The sequence below is a fragment of the Streptomyces sp. NPDC056987 genome, assembly GCF_042673865.1.
Lineage (GTDB): Bacteria > Actinomycetota > Actinomycetes > Streptomycetales > Streptomycetaceae > Streptomyces.
This window is the reverse complement of sequence record NZ_JBHURV010000018.1, coordinates 33,211-48,277: the sequence shown is the minus strand read 5'-3', so window position 1 is coordinate 48,277 and position 15,067 is coordinate 33,211. Positions and strand designations below refer to the sequence as shown.

The following is a 15,067-nucleotide window of genomic DNA, read 5'->3' as shown; positions in this document are numbered from 1 at the left end:
GCATGCAGATCGCCATCCTCCTCTTCGACCGCTTCACCGCACTGGACGCCGTCGGCCCGTACGAGATCCTGCACCGCGTCCCCGGCGCCGAGACCGTCTTCGTCGCCGAACACGCCGGACCCGTGAACAACGATTCGGGATCGCTCTCGCTCGTCGCGCGGAAGACGCTCGCCGAGGTCACCGCCCCGGATGTGCTCGTCGTGCCCGGCGGCCCCGGACAGCGGGCGCAGATGACGAACGAGCCGCTGCTCGACTGGCTGCGCGCGGTGGACGCCACCTCCACCTGGACCACCTCCGTCTGCACCGGCTCCCTGCTCCTCGCCGCCGCGGGGCTGCTCACCGGGCGCCGGGCCACCTCCCACTGGCTCGCTCTCGACCTGCTGCGGACGTACGGCGCCGAGCCGACCGGCGAACGCGTCGTCACCGACGGTACGTACATGACGGCGGCCGGTGTCTCCTCCGGGATCGACATGGGGCTCACCCTGGCCGCCTCGCTCGTGGACGACCGGTTCGCGCAGTCCGTCCAACTGCTGACGGAGTACGACCCGCAGCCTCCCTTCGACGCGGGCTCGCCCGCGAAGGCCCCCGCGGACCTGGTCGAGGAGATGCGCGCCAAGGGGCGCCGGGCGTAGGTCACCTCATGACCCGGCCGGCCAGGTGAACTCCGGTGCGCGGCGCTCCAGGAAGGCGGCGACCCCCTCCGCGGCGTCGCCGCTGCCGCGCGCCTGTGCCGCCCAGTACGGGGCGCGTCCGTCCTGGCCCGAGGCGAACTCCTTGGCGGCCGCCTGGGTCAGCCGGGAACGCGAGCGCAGGATCCGGGTGAACTCGGCGACGCGCCCGGCCAACTGCCCGGCGGGCAGCACCTCGTCCACGAGCCCGGTGCGCAGCGCCCGCTCCGTGCCGATCAACTCGGCGGAGAACAGCAGGTACTTGGCGGTCGCGGGCCCCACCAGCGCGGCCAGTCGCCGGGTGGAGGACTCCGGGTAGACGATCCCGAGCCGCGCCGGAGTGACCCCGAACGAGGCGCCCTCCTCCGCGAATCGCAGATCGCACGCGGCGGCGAGCTGGCAGCCGCCGCCCACGCAGTGGCCCCGTACGGCGGCGAGCGTGGGCCGGGGGAAGGCCGCCAGCGCCTCCTCGGCCCGTACGGCCAGCGCCTGCGGGTCCTCCCCGGCCGGGCCGGTGCCGCCCGGCAGACCCGGCCCCCGCAGGGAGGAGATGTCGGCGCCCGCGCAGAAGGTGTCGCCCGCCCCGGTCAGCACCAGCACCTCGACGGCCGGATCGTCCGCCAACCGCCCGAGCAGCGGCGGCAGTTCCCGCCACATCGGCGCCGTCATCGCGTTCCGCCTGGCGGGGTGGTGGATGACCACGGTCGCGGTGCCGTTCTCGACCGTGTGCATCAGTTGGGGCTCCATGCGCCGGATGCTATCCCCGTGCTCCGTCCGGACGGCGCGAGCCGATCTCGGACCGACAGAGAGCGATCAGGACCGAGCACATGTACAGCGTCCCGGCTCCTGGGCGATCGTGCTCCGTCAATAAAGGCTGACTTTTGTTCAGCGGTCCGGTGCAGGCCGCTTCCCTGCCCAAGACTCGGCACCCGACGAGGAGCGGTGGTGAGCACCGCCCGACCCGACGGCGGGAGCCCGGAAATGGAGAGCCGCGGAAGTGTTCCGGCCAGGCCCCGGTCGTACGAAGGGGTCTGGCGCTTCACCGTCCCGGCGCTCGACGCCTCCGTGCCCCGGACCAGACGCACCGTGCGCGAGCTGCTGGAGCGGCAGCGCGTGCCGGTCTGGGGCGAGACCGCGCACGGGGTGCTGCTCGTCCTGTCCGAGCTGCTCACCAACGCCGTACGGCACGCCGCGCTGCTCTCGCCCGAGATCGCCGTGGAGGTCGCCGTCGGCACCGGGTGGATCCGGGTGTCGGTCGAGGACAACCATCCCTACCGGCCCACGGCACTGGAGACCGACCACGCCAGGACCGGCGGACGCGGGCTGCTGCTGGTGCGGGAGCTCACCCGGGAGGCGGGCGGCGGCTTCGGGGCCGAGCACACCGCCGGGGGCGGGAAGACCGTCTGGGCGGTACTCCCCTTCGACGGGGCCCGGCCCGAGCCGCCGGACCCGGTCGAAGGGCCGGAGCGTGCGGACCAGGCAGACCCGGTGCCACGGACGGATCCGCCGGACCCGGCGGACCCGGCGCGCCCCGGCCGGATCACCAGCCCGCGGCCGGCCCCGTGAGCTCCCGGAACGCCGGGCGCGCGGTGTCCAGCACGGTCATGAACCAGGCGGAGAACGACGCCGAGCCGTGCAGCTCCGTCAGCTCCGCCGGGGTGACGAACGCGGTCTCCCCGACCTCCTGCGGATCGGGCCGCGGCGCCGCCTGCACCAGCCCGACGAAGAGGTGGTTGTACTCGTGCTCGACCAGCCCCGAGGCCGGGTCCGGGTGGTGGTAACTGACAGTGCCGGCCTCCGCGAGCAGCGAGGGCGAGATGCCCAGCTCCTCGTGGGTACGGCGGGCCGCCGCGGCGAAGGGCGCCTCACCCGGGTACGGATGGCCGCAGCAGGTGTTCGACCAGACGCCGGGGGAGTGGTACTTGCCCAGCGCGCGGCGCTGGAGCAGCAGCCGTCCCCGCTCGTCGAAGAGGAAGACCGAGAACGCCCGGTGCAGCCGGCCGGGTGCCTGGTGTGCCGAGAGCTTCTCGGCCGTGCCGATGGTGTTGCCGTCCTCGTCCACCAGCTCCAGCATGATCGTTTCTTGTGCGGCGGTCGACGAGCTGTTCGCTGCGGTGACTGGTGTGGTCGGCATAACCATCCTTCGATTTCGGGCCTCGGCGGCCAAGTCTGCCGTACGCAAAAGGCCCGTGTCCGCACTTCGAGGGGTGGGCATGTCCGTTCCATGCCCACCCCCCACGGTGTGCGTGCCCGGCGGCTCAGTGGCAGAGCTTCGCCTCGTGCTCGGCGTGGCCCCGGGGTTCGAGCTGGAAGGTGCAGTGCTCGACGTCGAAGTGATGACCGAGGCATCCTTGCAGGTCATGGAGCATCTTCTCGTGCCCCACCGCGTCCAGCGCGTCCTGGTCCACCACCACATGCGCGGAGAGGACCGGCATCCCCGACGTGATGGTCCAGGCATGCAGATCATGGACGTCCGCCACCCCGGGCAGGGCGAGCATGTGTGCGCGTACCTCACTCATGTCCACACCCTTGGGCGCCGCCTCCAGCAGGACGTTCACGGTCTCCCGCAACAGCTTCACCGTACGCGGAACGATCATGAGCCCGATCAGCAGCCCCACGATCGGGTCGGCGAGCTCCCAGCCGGTGGCCAGGATGATCCCGGCGGAGATCAGTACCGCGACCGAGCCGAGCGTGTCCGCGAGGACCTCCAGATAGGCGCCCCGCACATTGAGGCTCTCGCTCTGCCCCCGCGTCAGCAGCGAGAGGGAGACCAGGTTGGCGACCATGCCGATCAGGGCGAAGATGATCGTCAGCCCGCTCTTGGTCTCCGGCGGGGAGATGAAGCGGTCGATCGCCTCGTAGAGCAGATAGCCGCCGACGCCGAGCAGCAGCAGACAGTTGGCGAGGGCGGCGAGGATCTCCGCCCGCGCGTAGCCGAAGGTGCGGCTCTCGTCGGCGGGTCTTGCCGCGAAGTGGATCGCCAGCAGGGCCATGCCGAGCCCCACCGCGTCCGTCGCCATGTGGGCCGCGTCGGCGACCAGCGCGAGGGAGTTGGAGACGACGCCCCCGATGATCTCCACCACCATCACGGAGAGTGTGATCCCCAGGGCGATCCGCAGCCGGCCGCGGTAGGCGGCGGTAGCCGTGCCCGCGGGTGGTCCTCCGTGCGTGTGTCCGTGGTTGTGCCCTGCCCCCATGAGGACGCCTCCCGGTCGTCTGGACGAGTACCGACGCCGCCAGTGAACTACGGGTGGGGGGTATCGGGCAACACGGCACTGAACACCGTTGTCATATGCTCTGACCTGCGGAAATGATGCCAGGTCAGAGCGGTGCGGTGCATGGTCGACGGGGCGGCGGGATCACCCGGCCGGGGCATCGGGGCGGCGCAGCCGCCAGCCCGCCCACGCCGACTCGACCATCGCGCGCACGTCCCGGGTGGCCGTCCAGCCCAGCTCCCGGGTGATCAGCTCGACGGAGGCGACGGCCCGTGCGGCGTCCCCCGCCCGGCGCGCCTCGACCACCGGCTCCGTACGGTCACCGGTGACCTCCGCCACCAGCGCGGCCAGCTCGCGCACCGAGACGCCCTCGCCGCGGCCGATGTTCACCGTCAGGTCGTGGCCGCCGGGGCGCCCGGCCAGATGGCGCGCGGCGGCGAGATGGGCCTCGGCGAGATCGGCGACATGGATGTAGTCGCGGACGCAGGTGCCGTCCGGCGTCGGATAGTCGGCGCCGAAGATCCGCGGCGCCTCACCCCGGCTGATCCGGTCGAAGAACATCGGAATGATGTTGAACACTCCGATGTCGGAGAGTTCCGGCAGCGCCGTGCCCGCCACGTTGAAGTACCGCAGACAACCCGTGGAGATTCCGTGCGCCCGCCCGGTCGCCCGGACCAGCCACTCGCCCGCCAGCTTGGTCTCGCCGTACGGATTGATCGGTGCGGCGGGGGTCTGCTCCGTGATCAACTCCACATCGGGCACCCCGTACACGGCCGCGGAGGAGGAGAAGAGGAAGCGCGGCACCCGCGCGGCCACGACGGCGTCCAGCAGCACCGTGAGCCCGTGCAGATTCTCCCGGTAGTACGTCAGCGGCCGCTCGACAGATTCGCCGACCTGCTTCTTCGCCGCGAGATGCACCACACCGGTGACCCCGTGCCCGGCCAGGACCTTGTCGACGGCCTCCCGGTCCAGCAGTGACGCCTCGACCAGCGGGATCTCCTCCGGCAGCCGCTCGGCGAAGCCGGTCGACAGATCGTCCAGCACGACGACCCGCTCCCCCGCCGCATTCATCGAGCGCGCCACATGGGCCCCGATGTACCCCGCCCCGCCTGTGATCAGCCATGTCATGCGGTCACCCTAGTGCTCGGGCTCGTGCCCGGGCTCGTGCTCAGGCGCGTGCTCCCGGCGGCTCCCGCGTGTGCTCCGGCTCGTGTTTCCGGCCGCCGCGGTTTGTGGGGCAACCCCCGGATCGACCATGATGATCTCTTCGTGGCGCCCTCCCCGCCCTGATGAGGGTGTCCGGGGCGGCTGTCCCGGGCGGAACGGGGCGTAAACGGGCGATGAACTCGTCCTTCTGTTCATCCGATAGCCTCTGCCGACGTGCCGCCACCCGGATCCCGGGGACTGTCGCCGCACACCCGGCCCTGTCAGTGTCAAGGAGTGAGTTCGTCTGTCGACCGCCATCCTCACCGGTGCTCCGGTACCCGGATCGCCGCTCGAAGGCGATCTGCGGTCCCTGGGCTTTGATGTACGGACCGCGCCCGGCACCGAGGAGGCCCGGAGCCTGCTCGCCGCGGCCCCCGCGGCGGAGCGTGTCGCACTCGTCGACGCCCGCTTCGTCGGTCATGTCCATGCCCTGCGGCTGGCCCTGACCGACCCGCGCTTCCCCGCCGCCGCCGTCCCCGGGGCGCTCACCGTGCAGCCGGAGGCCCGCGGGGCGCTGCTGAGCGCGCTCACGGCCGTCGCCGGGGACGCCGGGACGTCCGGGCCCCGGCCGCGAGGCGCCGCCGCCGAGGCGCGTCCGGGCTCCGCCACGGCGCTCGCCCCGAGCGAGCCCGCCACGGACACGGCCACGGACACGGACACAGTCACCGGCACGGCCGCTGCTACGGCCACCGGCACAGCCACCGAGCCCGCCACCGCCGGAAGCGGAAGCGCCGCGTCCGTCCCCGCCGACGCGCCCCTGGCCGACCGGGTCGCCACCGCGCTCGACGCGCGGGGCACCGCCGTCACCCGCCCCGAGCTGGGCTCGCTCGTCGCCGCCGTCCCGGCCGACGCGCCCGCCCGCGAGCGGGCCGAGGCCGCCGTCGCCGCCGTCGACGACGAGGCCGTACGGCTGCGCTCCGCGGTGAAGGCCCGCGACGGCTTCTTCACCACGTTCTGCGTCAGCCCCTACTCCCGCTACCTCGCCCGCTGGTGCGCCCGCCGGGGCCTCACCCCCAACCAGGTCACCACCGCGTCGCTGGTCACCGCCCTGATCGCGGCGGCCTGCGCGGCCACCGGCACCCGGGGCGGCTTTGTCGCCGCCGGGGCGCTGCTGCTCTTCTCCTTCGTCCTGGACTGCACCGACGGGCAGCTCGCCCGCTACTCGCTCCAGTACTCCACGATGGGCGCCTGGCTCGACGCGACCTTCGACCGCGCCAAGGAGTACGCCTACTACGCGGGCCTCGCCCTCGGCGCGGCCCGGGGCGGCGACGACATCTGGGCACTCGCCCTCGCCGCGATGGTCCTCCAGACCTGCCGCCATGTCGTGGACTTCTCCTTCAACGAGAGCAACGTTGACAGCACTGTTAGCACTGCCAGTGCTGCCAGCACTGCCAGCACTGCCGGCACGGTCGGCGGGGCGGCGTCCGGCGCCGGCAAGGCCGTCGTCGGCACCCCCACCTCCGCGCTCTCCACCCGGCTCGACAGCGTCGGCTGGACGATCTGGGTACGCCGCATGATCGTGCTGCCGATCGGTGAGCGCTGGGCGATGATCGCCGTGCTGACCGCCCTGACCACGCCCCGGACCGTCTTCTACGCGCTCCTCGCCGGCTGCGCCTTCGCCGCCTGCTACACCACGGCGGGCCGCGTCCTGCGCTCCGTGACCCGCAAGGCCGTCCGCACCGACCGGGCCGCCGGCGCGCTCGCCGACCTCGCCGACTCCGGGCCGCTCGCCGAGCTCGTCGCCCGGGTGCTGCGGCGCCCGGCCCGCGCGCTCCCGGGGCCCGTGCCCTTCCTCGTCGCCCTCGCGGGCGGCGCCGCGGTAACCGCCTGCGCGGCGTTCGCCCCGTTCGACAGCCCTGTGCTCCTCCTCGGCGCCCTGGTGTACGTCCTGACCTCCGGCTTCGCCGTCGCCCGCCGGATGGGCGGCGCCCTCGACTGGCTCGTTCCGCCGGTCTTCCGCGCCGCCGAGTACGGCACCGTGCTGGTGCTCGCGGTCCGTGCCGACGTACCCGGCGCGCTCCCGGCGGCGTTCGGGCTGGTGGCGGCCGTCGCCTACCATCACTACGACTCGGTGTACCGCATCCGCGGCGGCACCGGCGCCCCGCCCCGACGGCTCGTCCGGGCGCTCGGCGGACACGAGGGCCGCACTCTGCTGGTCACCCTGTGTGCCGTCCTCTCCACCCGCGCACTCGACTTCCCGCTGGAACTGACGGTGATCGCCGTCGCCGTGGCGCTGATCGCGCTCGTGGAGTCCATCCGGTTCTGGGTGTCCTCCGGAGCCCCCGCCGTACACGACGAAGGAGAACCCGCATGATCGGCCTCGTACTCGCAGCCGGAGCAGGACGGCGCCTGCGCCCCTACACCGACACGCTGCCCAAGGCCCTCGTGCCGGTCGACCCGGCGGGGGAGGGCACCACCACCGTCCTCGACCTGACCCTGGGCAATTTCGCCGAGGTCGGGCTGACCGAGGCCGCGATCGTCGTCGGCTACCGCAAGGAGGCCGTGTACGAGCGCAAGGCCGAGCTGGAGCGGAAGTACGGGCTGACGCTCACCCTGGTCGACAACGACAAGGCCGAGGAGTGGAACAACGCCTACTCCCTGTGGTGCGCCCGGGACATCCTGGCCCGCGGCGTGATCCTCGCCAACGGCGACACCGTCCACCCCGTCTCCGTCGAGAAGACGCTCCTCGCCGCGCGCGGCGAGGGCCGCCGGATCATCCTCGCCCTCGACACCGTCAAGTCCCTCGCGGACGAGGAGATGAAGGTCATCACCGACGGTGAGCGCGGTGTGCGCCGGATCACCAAGCTGATGGACCCGGCCACCGCCACCGGCGAGTACATCGGCGTCACCCTGATCGAGCCCGAGGCCGCCGCCGACCTCGCGGACGCGCTCAAGGCCACCTTCGAGAAGGACCCCGACCTCTACTACGAGGACGGCTACCAGGAACTGGTCAACCGCGGCTTCACCCTCGACGTCGCGCCGATCGGAGACATCCCCTGGGTCGAGATCGACAACCACGACGACCTCGCGAAGGGCCGTGAGATCGCGTGCCAGTACTGACCCGGCTCATCCCGTCGCCGGTCGTCGTGGACATCAGGCCCGGCGCCATGGACGACCTCGCCGGACTCCTCGCCGACCAGCGGATCTCCAGCTCGGGCAAGCTCTCCATCGCGGTCAGCGGCGGCTCGGGCCAGGCGCTGCGTGAGAAGCTCGCGCCGGTGCTCCCCGACGCCGACTGGTACGCCGTGGCCGACGGCACGATCGACTCGGCGGTCCGGCTCGCCGACGACATCAAGGGCAAGCGGTACGACGCCGTGGTCGGCCTCGGCGGCGGCAAGATCATCGATGTGGCGAAGTACGCGGCGGCCCGGGTCGGGCTGCCCATGGTGGCCGTCGCCACCAACCTCTCGCACGACGGCATCTGCTCGCCCGTCTCCATCCTGGACAACGACAACGGCCGCGGCTCGTACGGCGTCCCGACGCCCATCGCCATGGTCGTCGACCTCGACGTCATCCGGGACGCGCCGGTCCGCTTCGTCCGCTCCGGCATCGGGGACGCGGTCTCCAACATCTCGGCCATCGCGGACTGGGAACTCTCCCACCGGGTCAACGGCGAACCGGTGGACGGACTGGCCGCCGCCATGGCCCGTACGGCGGGCGAGGCCGTGCTGCGCCACCCCGGCGGGGTCGGCGACGACGAGTTCCTCACCGTGCTCGCCGAGGCGCTGGTCCTCTCCGGCATCGCGATGTCGATCAGCGGCGACACCCGCCCCTCGTCGGGTGCCTGCCACGAGATCAGCCACGCCTTCGACCTCCTCTACCCCAAGCGCTCCGCGCTCCACGGCGAACAGGTCGGCTTCGGTGCCGCCTTCGCCATGCGGCTGCGCGGCGCGGAGGAGGAGTCACTGCAGTTCACCGAGGTGCTGCGGCGCCACGGGCTGCCGGTGCTGCCCGAGGAGATCGGCTTCACCGTCGACGAGTTCGTACGGGCCGTCGCCTACGCGCCGCAGACCCGGCCGGGCCGTTTCACCATCCTTGAGCACCTCGACCTGTCCACCGACCAGATCAGGGACGCGTACGCCGACTATGCCTCGACCCTCAGTAGCTGAACTCCGCCCGGTCGTCCACCCGGAGGGGGTGAAAGACCGCCGCAGCGGCGAACACTGGGCAGGGCGCCTGTACATGCGGGAAGTCTCGCTGCGCGTCGACCGGTACCTGGTGAACACGCGGGTCACCCCCAACCAGCTGACGTACGTGATGACCGTCGCCGGTGCCCTCGCCGCCCCCGCCCTCCTGGTGCCGGGGATCCCCGGCGCGGTGCTCGGCGTGCTGGCGGTCCAGCTCTATCTGCTGCTGGACTGCGTCGACGGGGAGATCGCCCGCTGGAAGAAGCAGTACTCGATGACCGGGGTCTACCTGGACCGGGTCGCCGCCTACCTGTGCGACGCCGCCGTCCTGGTCGGCTTCGGGCTGCGCGGCTCCGACCTGTGGGGCACCGGACGGATCGACTGGCTGTGGGCCTTCCTCGGTACGCTCGCCGCCCTCGGCGCCATCCTGGTCAAGGCCGAGACCGACCTGGTCGGCGTCGCCCGGCACCAGCAGGGGATGGCCCCGGTCAAGGAGTCGGCCTCCGAGGCGCGCTCGTCCGGTATGGCGCTGGCCCGCAGGGCCGCCGCGGCGCTCAAGTTCCACCGGCTCATCCTCGGCATCGAGGCGTCCCTGCTCATCCTTCTCCTGGCGATCCTCGACACGGTCAACGGCGACCTCTTCTTCAGCCGCCTCGGCATCGCGGTCCTCGCCGGCATCGCCCTGCTCCAGACCCTGCTCCACCTGGTCTCCATCCTGGCGTCCAGCAGGCTGAGGTGAGTGACGTGCAGCTCGGCGCGGTGATCATCACCATGGGTGACCGCCCCGGCGATCTGCGTGCGCTGCTCGACTCCGTCGTCCGGCAGGACGGTGATCCGGTCGAGATCGTCGTGGTCGGGAACGGTGCCCCGGTGGGCGCCGTTCCGCCCGGCGTGCGGACCGTGGAGGTGCCGGAGAACCTCGGGATCCCCGGCGGCCGCAACGTCGGCATCGAGGCGTTCGGGGCCGCCGGCTCCGACGTGGACGTGCTGCTCTTCCTGGACGACGACGGGCTGCTGCCCCGGACGGACACGGCCGCGCTGATCCGGGAGGCGTTCGCCGCCGACCCTGCCCTCGGCATCGTCAGCTTCCGGATCACCGACCCGGAGACCGGACTCACCCAGCGCCGCCACGTGCCCCGGCTGCGCGCCTCGGATCCGCTGCGCTCCTCCCGCGTGACGACCTTCCTGGGCGGCGCCAGCGCCGTACGGACGCGGGTCCTCGCCGAGGTCGGCCCGCTGCCCGGGGACTTCTTCTACGCCCACGAGGAGACCGACCTCGCCTGGCGGGCCCTGGACGCGGGGTGGATGATCGACTACCGCGCCGACCTGGTGCTCGCCCACCCGACGACGCCGCCGTCCCGGCACGCCGTCTACCACCGCATGGTGGCCCGTAACCGGGTCTGGCTGGCCCGCCGTAACCTCCCCGCCCCCGTCGTCCCGCTGTATCTCGGCGTATGGCTGCTGCTCACGTTGGTGCGCCGGCCGTCCGTGCCCGCCCTGAAAGCCTGGTTCGGGGGGTTCCGGGAGGGCTGGGCGACCCCGTGCGGTCCGCGGCGCCCGATGAAGTGGCGTACGGTATGGCGGCTGACCCGGCTGGGCCGACCGCCTGTCGTCTGACAAGCTCGGTTCTGAGAGCATCGGGCTTATCCCCGGGGCCTGGCCGTCCGCGCCTGTGCCCGACCGGCTGCGCATCTTGAACACGAAAGTTTCAACTTGTGAGTGACACAACCCATGAGGGTGCGATCGCTGTGAGCGCCCCCCCGTCGCCCGACGACGGTCTGTCCGCGGCGGAGCTCGCCGCCAAGTACGGCCTGTCGGTGAGCGGAGCCCGGCCAGGGCTGCGCGACTACGTCCGGCAGCTCTGGGGCCGTCGGCACTTCATCCTGGCCTTCTCCCAGGCGAAGCTCACGGCCCAGTACAGCCAGGCGAAGCTGGGACAGCTCTGGCAGGTGGCGACCCCGCTGCTGAACGCGGCCGTCTACTACCTGATCTTCGGGCTGATCCTCCAGACCAAGCGGGGCATTCCCCAGGAGGTCTTCGTCCCGTTCCTGGTCACGGGCGTCTTCGTCTTCACCTTCACCCAGAGTTCGGTGATGGCCGGGGTCCGTGCCATCTCCGGGAATCTGGGGCTCGTCCGGGCCCTGCACTTCCCCCGGGCGTCGCTGCCGGTCTCCTTCTCCCTCCAGCAGCTTCAGCAACTCCTGTTCTCCATGGTGGTCCTGGTCACCGTGGCGGTCATCTTCGGCAGCTACCCGAGCCTGAGCTGGCTGCTGGTGCTGCCCGCGCTGGCGCTGCAGTTCGTCTTCAACACCGGTCTGGCGCTGATCATGGCGCGGCTGGGCAGCAAGACCCCGGACCTCGCGCAGCTGATGCCGTTCGTGATGCGTACGTGGATGTACGCGTCGGGTGTGATGTTCTCGATCCCGGTGATGCTCAAGGACCAGCCGGGCTGGATCGCCGACGTGCTCCAGTACAACCCCGCCGCGGTCTACATGGATCTGGTCCGGTTCGCGCTGATCGACGGGTACGGCTCGGAGAACCTGCCGGCGCACGTCTGGCTCGTCGCGCTGGCCTGGGCGCTGCTGCTGGGCATCGTCGGCTTCGTGTACTTCTGGAAGGCTGAGGAGCGGTACGGCCGTGGCTGAGGACAACAAGCAGGGACGCGTTCCCACGGTCATCGCCGACGACGTGCACATCGTGTACCGCGTCAACGGCGGTGGCGGCGGCAAGGGCAGCGCGACCGCGGCCCTGAGCCGCATACTCCGCCGCGACAAGGGGGAGTCGCGGGGCGTCCGCAAGGTTCACGCGGTGCGGGGTGTGACCTTCACCGCGTACCGGGGCGAGGCGATCGGCCTGATCGGCACCAACGGCTCCGGCAAGTCGACGCTGCTGCGCGCCATCGCGGGGCTGCTGCCCGCGGAGAGCGGCAAGGTCTACACCGACGGCCAGCCGTCCCTGCTGGGTGTCAACGCCGCGCTGATGAACGACCTGACCGGCGAACGCAATGTCATCCTCGGCGGTCTGGCCATGGGGATGTCGCGCGAGCAGATCCGCGAGCGGTACCAGTCGATCGTCGACTTCTCCGGCATCAACGAGAAGGGCGACTTCATCACGCTCCCGATGCGCACGTACTCCTCGGGCATGGCCGCCCGGCTCCGGTTCTCCATCGCCGCGGCGAAGGACCACGACGTGCTGATGATCGACGAGGCTCTGGCCACCGGTGACCGCAAGTTCCAGATCCGCTCCGAGCAGCGGATCCGCGAGCTCCGCAAGGAGGCCGGCACGGTCTTCCTGGTCAGTCACAGCAACAAGTCGATCAGGGACACCTGTGACCGTGTGCTGTGGCTGGAGAAGGGCGAGCTGCTGATGGACGGTCCGACGGACGAGGTCATCAAGGCGTACGAGAAGGAGACCGGCAAGTAGCCCGGGAACGCCCGGAAGCCATGCCAACGCCCTCGCCGGAGTGATCAGGCGGGGGCATTGTCATGGCACGAACCGATCACTGTTGGTCAAGGATCGGTCAAGTCCGGTGGGTCGAGGGAAGGTTGGCGTGTATTGCCGCGTTCTCGTCATGCGACCGATACCCCGAGGTGTTCCTCATGGCTGTACAACGTAAGCTGGGCCGGGCCGATTCGCGGCAAGTGGGGCGATGCCCACGGTGCGACCCGGCTGCCACAGGGCCTTCCGTACTCGGAGGTGTGGGCGGCGTGTCCGAAATGGGATGTATTGGGTCGGCAGTGTAGAACGGGAGATGTGACGGCAATGACGGAAAATCTCCAGCTCCGCGAGGATTCCGCCGTCCCCGTAACGGGCCGCGCGCAGTGACGGGCACCCCGGATGTGCGCCCCGACGATCTCTCGCGCACCACGCTCGACAAGGCCGCGGACGAGAACTTCCCCGTGGCCCCCTTTTTCCTGCCGCGCGCCTGGCGCGACGACCTGATGGCGGTGTACGGGTACGCCCGCCTCGTCGACGACATCGGCGACGGGGATCTCGCCCCCGGCGGCGCCGACGCCCGCCACCTGGGCGTCGACCCCGCGCTCGCCGACGACAGGACCGCCGTGCTCGACGCCTTCGAGACCGACCTGCGGCGCGTCTTCGACCACCGGGGCCCCGCCCCCGGCCACCCGCTGCTGCGCGCCCTCGCCCCGACCGTACGGCGCCGCTCCCTGCCCCCCGAGCCGTTCCTCGGGCTGATCGAGGCCAACCGCCAGGACCAGGTGGTGCGGCGGTACGAGACCTACGACGACCTGCTCTCCTACTGCGAGCTCTCCGCCAACCCGGTCGGCCGCCTCGTCCTCGGGATCACCGGCACCGCGAGCCCCGAGCGGCTGCGCCGCTCCGACGCCGTCTGCACGGCGCTCCAGATCGTCGAACACCTCCAGGACGTGGCCGAGGACCTCGGCCGCGACCGGATCTACCTCCCCGCCGAGGACATGAAGCGCTTCCATGTCACCGAGGCGGACCTGGCCGCTCCCACCGCGAACGCCTCCGTGCGCTCGCTGGTCGCCCACGAGGCGGAGCGCGCCCGGCTGCTCCTGGACGAGGGAACCTCCCTGGTGGGCAGCGTGCACGGCAGACTCCGCCTGCTCCTCGCGGGATTCGTCGCCGGAGGGCGCGCCGCCCTCGCTTCGATCGCGGCCGCCGGGCACGATGTGCTCCCCGGTCCGCCCAAACCCACCAAGCCGCGTCTGGCGCGTGAAGTGGGAGCTGTCTTGCGAAGTGCGCACAGAGAGGGGTGAGCCGGAACGTGGAGGGACAGACGCCCATGTCCGCGCCGGTACTGGCGGCCTACAGCTACTGCGAGGCCGTCACCGGGCAGCAGGCCCGTAATTTCGCCTACGGCATCAGACTGCTGCCGACCGGCAAGCGGCAGGCCATGTCCGCGCTGTACGCCTTCTCCCGGAGGGTGGACGACATCGGCGACGGCACGCTCGCGCCCGAGGCCAAGCAGGCCCGGCTGGAGGAGACCCGGGCGCTGCTGGACCGGGTCAGGGCGGGCGAGGTGGACGACGACGACACCGACCCCGTGGCGGTCGCCGTCGCGGACACGGCACGCCGCTTCCCGGTGCCTCTCGGCGGGCTCGACGAACTGATCGACGGCGTCCTGATGGACGTCAGGGGCGACACGTACGAGACCTGGGACGACCTCAAGGCCTACTGCCGGTGCGTCGCGGGCGCCATCGGCCGGGTCTCCCTCGGCGTCTTCGGCACCGCCCCCGGCGCCCCGGGGACCGAGCGCGCCGCGGAGTACGCCGACACGCTCGGGCTCGCCCTCCAGCTCACCAACATCCTCCGGGACGTCCGCGAGGACGCCGCCAACGGCCGTACGTACCTGCCCGCCGACGACCTCGCCAAGTTCGGCTGCTCCGCCGGGTTCCACAGCGCGGCCCCCGCCCCGGGCGCGGACTTCGCCGGGCTGGTCCACTTCGAGGTCCGCCGCGCCCGCGCGCTCTTCGCCGAGGGCTACCGGCTGCTGCCGATGCTCGACCGGCGCAGCGGCGCCTGTGTCGCGGCCATGGCCGGCATCTACCGCCGGCTGCTCGACCGCATCGAGCGCGACCCCGGGGCCGTGCTCCGCGGCCGGGTCTCGCTGCCCGGTCACGAGAAGGCGTACGTCGCCGTCCGCGGGCTCTCCGGCCTCGACGCCAGGAGCATCTCCCGTCAGGCCGTCAGGCGGCGCGGCTGATGCGGGGGCCCAGGACGCGTCGCGGGACCCCCGCGGCGGTCCCCGCTCCATCGCACACATATCCGCATGAAGGATGCTCAACCTTGCGTGAACATGACGCGTCCCTGACTGCGGAGGGGCCGGCGGGACCGAACCGCCCGGCGGCTCCGGCAGCAAGGGGGG

The 15,067-nt window shown here is 71.7% G+C and carries 14 protein-coding genes and 1 pseudogene; 11 read left to right on the top strand and 4 right to left on the bottom strand.

Annotated features, from left to right (window positions below; translation table 11 throughout):
• Nucleotides 1-2: 2 nt before the first annotated feature.
• Complete coding sequence (locus ACFTZC_RS21295; protein ID WP_382891945.1) at nt 3-632, top strand: DJ-1/PfpI family protein; 630 nt, start codon at nt 3-5, stop codon at nt 630-632.
• Nucleotides 633-638: 6 nt separating this feature from the next.
• Here the strand turns inward: ACFTZC_RS21295 and ACFTZC_RS21290 are convergent, their stop codons facing one another.
• Nucleotides 639-1,415, bottom strand: coding sequence for an enoyl-CoA hydratase/isomerase family protein (locus tag ACFTZC_RS21290; protein WP_382891943.1), 777 nt, complete (start codon nt 1,413-1,415; stop codon nt 639-641).
• A 234-nt stretch (nt 1,416-1,649) separates the two neighbouring features.
• Between ACFTZC_RS21290 and ACFTZC_RS21285 the strand changes: the two are divergent.
• A pseudogene (locus ACFTZC_RS21285) lies at nt 1,650-2,087 on the top strand (ATP-binding protein); the annotation flags it as partial.
• A 121-nt stretch (nt 2,088-2,208) separates the two neighbouring features.
• Here the strand turns inward: ACFTZC_RS21285 and idi are convergent.
• The 3 genes from idi to galE all read right to left on the bottom strand — a co-directional run bounded on the left by idi (nt 2,209) and on the right by galE (nt 5,011).
• Entirely contained in the window at nt 2,209-2,802 is a 594-nt protein-coding gene (gene idi / locus ACFTZC_RS21280) for an isopentenyl-diphosphate Delta-isomerase (protein ID WP_382891941.1), read from the bottom strand.
• A 124-nt stretch (nt 2,803-2,926) separates the two neighbouring features.
• Nucleotides 2,927-3,865 carry a cation diffusion facilitator family transporter gene (locus tag ACFTZC_RS21275; protein WP_382891939.1) on the bottom strand — a complete coding sequence of 313 codons (939 nt, stop codon included), beginning with the start codon at nt 3,863-3,865 and terminating at the stop codon, nt 2,927-2,929.
• A gap of 162 nt (nt 3,866-4,027) precedes the next feature.
• Nucleotides 4,028-5,011, bottom strand: coding sequence for a UDP-glucose 4-epimerase GalE (gene galE, locus ACFTZC_RS21270; RefSeq protein ID WP_382891937.1), 984 nt, complete (start codon nt 5,009-5,011; stop codon nt 4,028-4,030).
• Nucleotides 5,012-5,345: 334 nt separating this feature from the next.
• Here galE and ACFTZC_RS21265 point away from each other — a divergent pair, with 334 nt between their 5' ends.
• The 9 genes from ACFTZC_RS21265 to hpnD all read left to right on the top strand — a co-directional run bounded on the left by ACFTZC_RS21265 (nt 5,346) and on the right by hpnD (nt 14,905).
• Nucleotides 5,346-7,403, top strand: coding sequence for a DUF5941 domain-containing protein (locus ACFTZC_RS21265; protein WP_382892129.1), 2,058 nt, complete (start codon nt 5,346-5,348; stop codon nt 7,401-7,403).
• Nucleotides 7,400-8,149 (top strand): sugar phosphate nucleotidyltransferase, encoded by a 750-nt coding sequence (locus ACFTZC_RS21260; RefSeq protein ID WP_382891935.1) that lies wholly within the window; start codon nt 7,400-7,402, stop codon nt 8,147-8,149. The genes ACFTZC_RS21265 and ACFTZC_RS21260 overlap by 4 nt, the downstream gene beginning before the upstream one ends.
• On the top strand, nt 8,137-9,198 hold the full coding sequence (locus ACFTZC_RS21255; protein WP_382891933.1) for an iron-containing alcohol dehydrogenase family protein: 1,062 nt from the start codon (nt 8,137-8,139) through the stop codon (nt 9,196-9,198). Before ACFTZC_RS21260 ends, ACFTZC_RS21255 begins: the two co-directional genes overlap by 13 nt.
• On the top strand, nt 9,176-9,955 hold the full coding sequence (locus ACFTZC_RS21250) for a CDP-alcohol phosphatidyltransferase family protein (protein WP_382891931.1): 780 nt from the start codon (nt 9,176-9,178) through the stop codon (nt 9,953-9,955). Before ACFTZC_RS21255 ends, ACFTZC_RS21250 begins: the two co-directional genes overlap by 23 nt.
• 5 nt (nt 9,956-9,960) lie before the next feature.
• Nucleotides 9,961-10,833 carry a glycosyltransferase family 2 protein gene (locus ACFTZC_RS21245; protein ID WP_382892127.1) on the top strand — a complete coding sequence of 291 codons (873 nt, stop codon included), beginning with the start codon at nt 9,961-9,963 and terminating at the stop codon, nt 10,831-10,833.
• Nucleotides 10,834-10,931: 98 nt separating this feature from the next.
• A complete protein-coding gene (locus tag ACFTZC_RS21240) occupies nt 10,932-11,861 on the top strand; it encodes an ABC transporter permease (protein WP_382891929.1) in 930 nt (309 codons plus the stop codon).
• On the top strand, nt 11,854-12,639 hold the full coding sequence (locus tag ACFTZC_RS21235; protein ID WP_365811980.1) for an ABC transporter ATP-binding protein: 786 nt from the start codon (nt 11,854-11,856) through the stop codon (nt 12,637-12,639). The genes ACFTZC_RS21240 and ACFTZC_RS21235 overlap by 8 nt, the downstream gene beginning before the upstream one ends.
• Before the next feature lie 398 nt (nt 12,640-13,037).
• Nucleotides 13,038-13,958 carry a squalene synthase HpnC gene (gene hpnC / locus ACFTZC_RS21230; RefSeq protein ID WP_382891927.1) on the top strand — a complete coding sequence of 307 codons (921 nt, stop codon included), beginning with the start codon at nt 13,038-13,040 and terminating at the stop codon, nt 13,956-13,958.
• A complete protein-coding gene (gene hpnD / locus ACFTZC_RS21225) occupies nt 13,955-14,905 on the top strand; it encodes a presqualene diphosphate synthase HpnD (RefSeq protein ID WP_382891925.1) in 951 nt (316 codons plus the stop codon). Before hpnC ends, hpnD begins: the two co-directional genes overlap by 4 nt.
• Nucleotides 14,906-15,067: the final 162 nt, after the last annotated feature.